Genomic DNA, 3,036 nt, shown 5'->3' with positions numbered 1-3,036 from the left:
GCGTCAGATGTGTATAAGAGACAGCGCCGATATCGTGCTGATCGGCGCGGGCGCGGCGCCCGAGACGGGTGCGGTCGCGGGCGCCTCGGTGCGCGAGGATGGGGGCGTCGCGGTCGATTCGGCCCTGCGCCTGGCCGAGAACGTCTGGCTCGCGGGCGACATCGCGGCCTTCCCCGAGCGGGCGAGCGGCGAGACCGCGCGGATCGAGCACTGGCGCCTCGCCCAGCAGCACGGCACGCACATCGCCCGCCAGATCCTGAACGAGACGGGGCCTTTTGCCGGCGCGCCGTTCTTCTGGTCGAACCAGGGCGACAAGCGGCTCGACTACGGCGGCTATGCCCCCGGCTTCGACCGCATCGTCCTGCGCGGCAGCCCGGACGAACTCGACTTCATCGCCTACTACGTCCGTGGCGAGCGCGTGACGGCGGCCTGCAGCATCGGCCGCAACTCCGAGTTCACGGCCTTCCTGCACCTCCTGGGCGAGGGCCGGGCCCCGAGCCCCGCCGAGATCGATGCGGGGGTCGATCCGCGCACGCGGATCTGAGGCGCGGATCACGGCCGCGTCACCACGTCCGCTCGACCGGAACCCTCGTGCCGGCCGACAACTTCCCGGAGCAGACCCGAAGAGGCTGCGTCCGCGGGAGGTGTCATGAACCAGATCATCGTCGTCGCCCTGATCTGCGCGAAATCGGTATCGGCGCCCGACTGCACCCGCGAGACCGCCATCGACGTGGTGACGGGCCCGGCCCACACGCTTCAGGAATGCCTCGTCCAGGGGCCGGTGATCGCCGCCAATTCGGGCATCGAGATCGCGAAGGACAGCTACGTGAAGACCCGTTGCGAGCAGCGCCGCTGATGAGCGAGACGGTATCCCCCGATCGGGCGGTGATGATCCGCCTGCGCGCCCGCCTCGCCGTGGTGGAGCGCGCCGCGTGGTTCGGGCTCGTCCACGCCATGCGGACGCGCCCCGAGGAGACCGAGGCCTTCATCGGCTCCGAGCGGGCACGTTGCGCCGAGGGGTTCGGGGCCAAGGGCTGGGCCGGCGACCTCAGCGAGGCCGAGCGCGCCCTGCTGGCCCAGGAGGTCGATGCGGGGCTCGCGCAACTCCTCGAGGACGCCCGGGCCGAGATCTAGCGGTTCCGGTTCCGCCAGCGCTCCTTGAGCCGCTTCCAGGTCGCCTCGATCCAGCGGGCCGACTTCTCCAGCGGCACCTTGAGCCCCGGCACGTCCTGCGCCAGCAGGGCGAGGCCCAGCGGCAGCATCCACAGGCCGAGCACCGGCAGGATCGCGAAGATGCCGCCGAGGATGAACAGGATCGCGGCGCCCACCCGCAGCCAGAGCCGCGAGGGCTCGCGCAGCCAGTCGAAGGCCCGGCGAAGCCCATCGGGCATCTTCTCCGAGAGGCGATCGACGCGGGCGTCCCAATCCTCGGGGCGGACGATCTCGGGGTGCAGGGGGCGGGTCTCCATGGCCTCCCAACGCGCTTGCCCGGCGAACGGCTCCGGTCCCGTGGCTGGCCTCGAGCGGCCCGAGGCTGTTAAGAGGCGCGCCGACGGGCGGCACGCGACGCCGACCCGAGGGGAGGCCACATGTCTCGTCTGTTTCCGCTAGCAGGAGCCGCGCTGATCGCCATGACCGCTGCCGCCAACGCCGACGCCTACACCACGCTGCCCTCGGGCCTGAAGTACAAGGACGAGGTGGTCGGCTCCGGCCCCGAGCCGAAGACCGGCCAGCAGGTCACGGTGCACTACACCGGCTGGCTCGACCAGAACGGCAAGCAGGGCAAGAAATTCGATTCCTCGCGCGATCGCGGCCAGCCCTTCAGCTTCCAGATCGGCGCCGGCCAGGTCATCCGCGGCTGGGACGAGGGCGTCGCCACCATGAAGGCGGGCGGCCGCCGCATCCTCGTGATCCCGCCGGAGCTGGGCTACGGCGCCCGCGGCGCGGGCGGCGTGATCCCGCCGGGCGCCACGCTGATCTTCGACGTCGAGCTGATCGGCTCGAAGTAAGCCGACCAGGCCGGGACGGGTCAGAGCACAGTGCTGTTCGCGCAGCTTCCCGACGACCTGTTCCGGCCGCTCGCCTCGCCGAGCCGCGCCTTCAACGCGGCCCTGCTGCTGCACCTGCACCGCCGCGTCATCGGCTCGGAGCCGATGCGCAAGGCCGACCTGCTGGCCGAGATCGGCGACTTCGCCGCCGGCCGCGAGACGCCGGAACTCGCCGACGACGCGAGCTTCCCGCCCGACGCGATCGAGCGCCGCTCGGCGCTCTACCGCCGCTTCCTCGAATCCGGCTGGCTGATCGAGCGGCGCGAGCGCTACGTGCCGGTGGTCGAGTTCGACCCCGAGGCGCGCCTTCTCCTCGAGGAGCTGTCCCGGATCGAGCGCGGCGAGACCCGCTCCTACGGCGGCGCCGTGCTGGAGGTGCTGGGCAGCCTGGAGAGCGCTCTGGCCAATCCCGGCGAGCGCTCGGAGGCGCTGGCCAACGCCGCCCGGGAGGCCGGGGCCTTCCTGGCCCACCTGCGCAGCCTCGCCGGCTCGATGCGCAAGATCGAGGATCGGATCCTGCGCGAGGAGGACCGGCGCGCCGCCTTCCGCCTCTATTTCGAGGATTTCGTCGAGCGGCACCTGATCAGCGACTACCGGACGCTGCACACCCGCTTCAACCCGTTCCGCTTCCGCTCGGCCATCGTGCGCGAGGCGGGCCGGGCGCTGCGGGACGCGCTGCTGATTCGGGCGCTCGCCGAGGGTCTGGTGCGCGAGGGTCGCGCCGCCGACCTCGACGCGGGCGAGCGCGCGGTCCGTGCCGACCTCGCCGAGATCCTCTCGGTCTTCGAGGGCATCGACCGCCACCTCGACGCGGTGGACGAGGTCGTCGCCCGCATGGAGCGGCGGATCGCGGCCGCCGTGCGCTACATGGACCGGCCGGACGCGGGCGGCGTCGAGCGCACCGCGGCGGCGCTCCGCGCGGTCGGCGCGGCGGCTGCGGCGCCGGACCTGCCCGCGGCGGTCTCGCTGCTGCGTCCGCCGCTCGGCG

The 3,036-nt window shown here is 72.5% G+C and carries 6 protein-coding genes; 5 read left to right on the top strand and 1 reads right to left on the bottom strand.

From position 1 onward, the window contains the following. From AX737_RS19260 to AX737_RS19250, 3 genes are all read left to right on the top strand, one after another. Positions 1-544 (top strand): oxidoreductase C-terminal domain-containing protein (locus tag AX737_RS19260; protein WP_197430636.1); only part of this gene is annotated, 544 nt, incomplete at its 5' end. A 105-nt stretch (positions 545-649) separates the two neighbouring features. Further along, entirely contained in the window at positions 650-856 is a 207-nt protein-coding gene (locus AX737_RS19255; RefSeq protein ID WP_066924187.1) for a hypothetical protein, read from the top strand. Next, positions 856-1,134 carry a hypothetical protein gene (locus AX737_RS19250; RefSeq protein WP_066924185.1) on the top strand — a complete coding sequence of 93 codons (279 nt, stop codon included), beginning with the start codon at positions 856-858 and terminating at the stop codon, positions 1,132-1,134. The genes AX737_RS19255 and AX737_RS19250 overlap by 1 nt, the downstream gene beginning before the upstream one ends. Here the strand turns inward: AX737_RS19250 and AX737_RS19245 are convergent. Beyond that, entirely contained in the window at positions 1,131-1,469 is a 339-nt protein-coding gene (locus AX737_RS19245) for a hypothetical protein (protein ID WP_066924183.1), read from the bottom strand. The genes AX737_RS19250 and AX737_RS19245 overlap by 4 nt on opposite strands. Before the next feature lie 120 nt (positions 1,470-1,589). Between AX737_RS19245 and AX737_RS19240 the strand changes: the two genes are divergently transcribed. Both AX737_RS19240 and AX737_RS19235 read left to right on the top strand, forming a co-directional pair. Continuing rightward, on the top strand, positions 1,590-2,009 hold the full coding sequence (locus AX737_RS19240; protein WP_066924181.1) for an FKBP-type peptidyl-prolyl cis-trans isomerase: 420 nt from the start codon (positions 1,590-1,592) through the stop codon (positions 2,007-2,009). 30 nt (positions 2,010-2,039) lie between these two features. After that, the coding region (locus tag AX737_RS19235) for a Wadjet anti-phage system protein JetA family protein (protein WP_066924179.1) at positions 2,040-3,036 on the top strand (997 nt) is incomplete at its 3' end.

Origin of the sequence: Methylobacterium sp. CCH5-D2 (genome assembly GCF_001556475.1) — a bacterium.
Classification (GTDB): domain Bacteria; phylum Pseudomonadota; class Alphaproteobacteria; order Rhizobiales; family Beijerinckiaceae; genus Methylobacterium; species Methylobacterium hispanicum.
The sequence above is the reverse complement of the archived record's forward strand: the minus strand, read 5'-3'. Positions and strand labels throughout refer to the sequence as shown.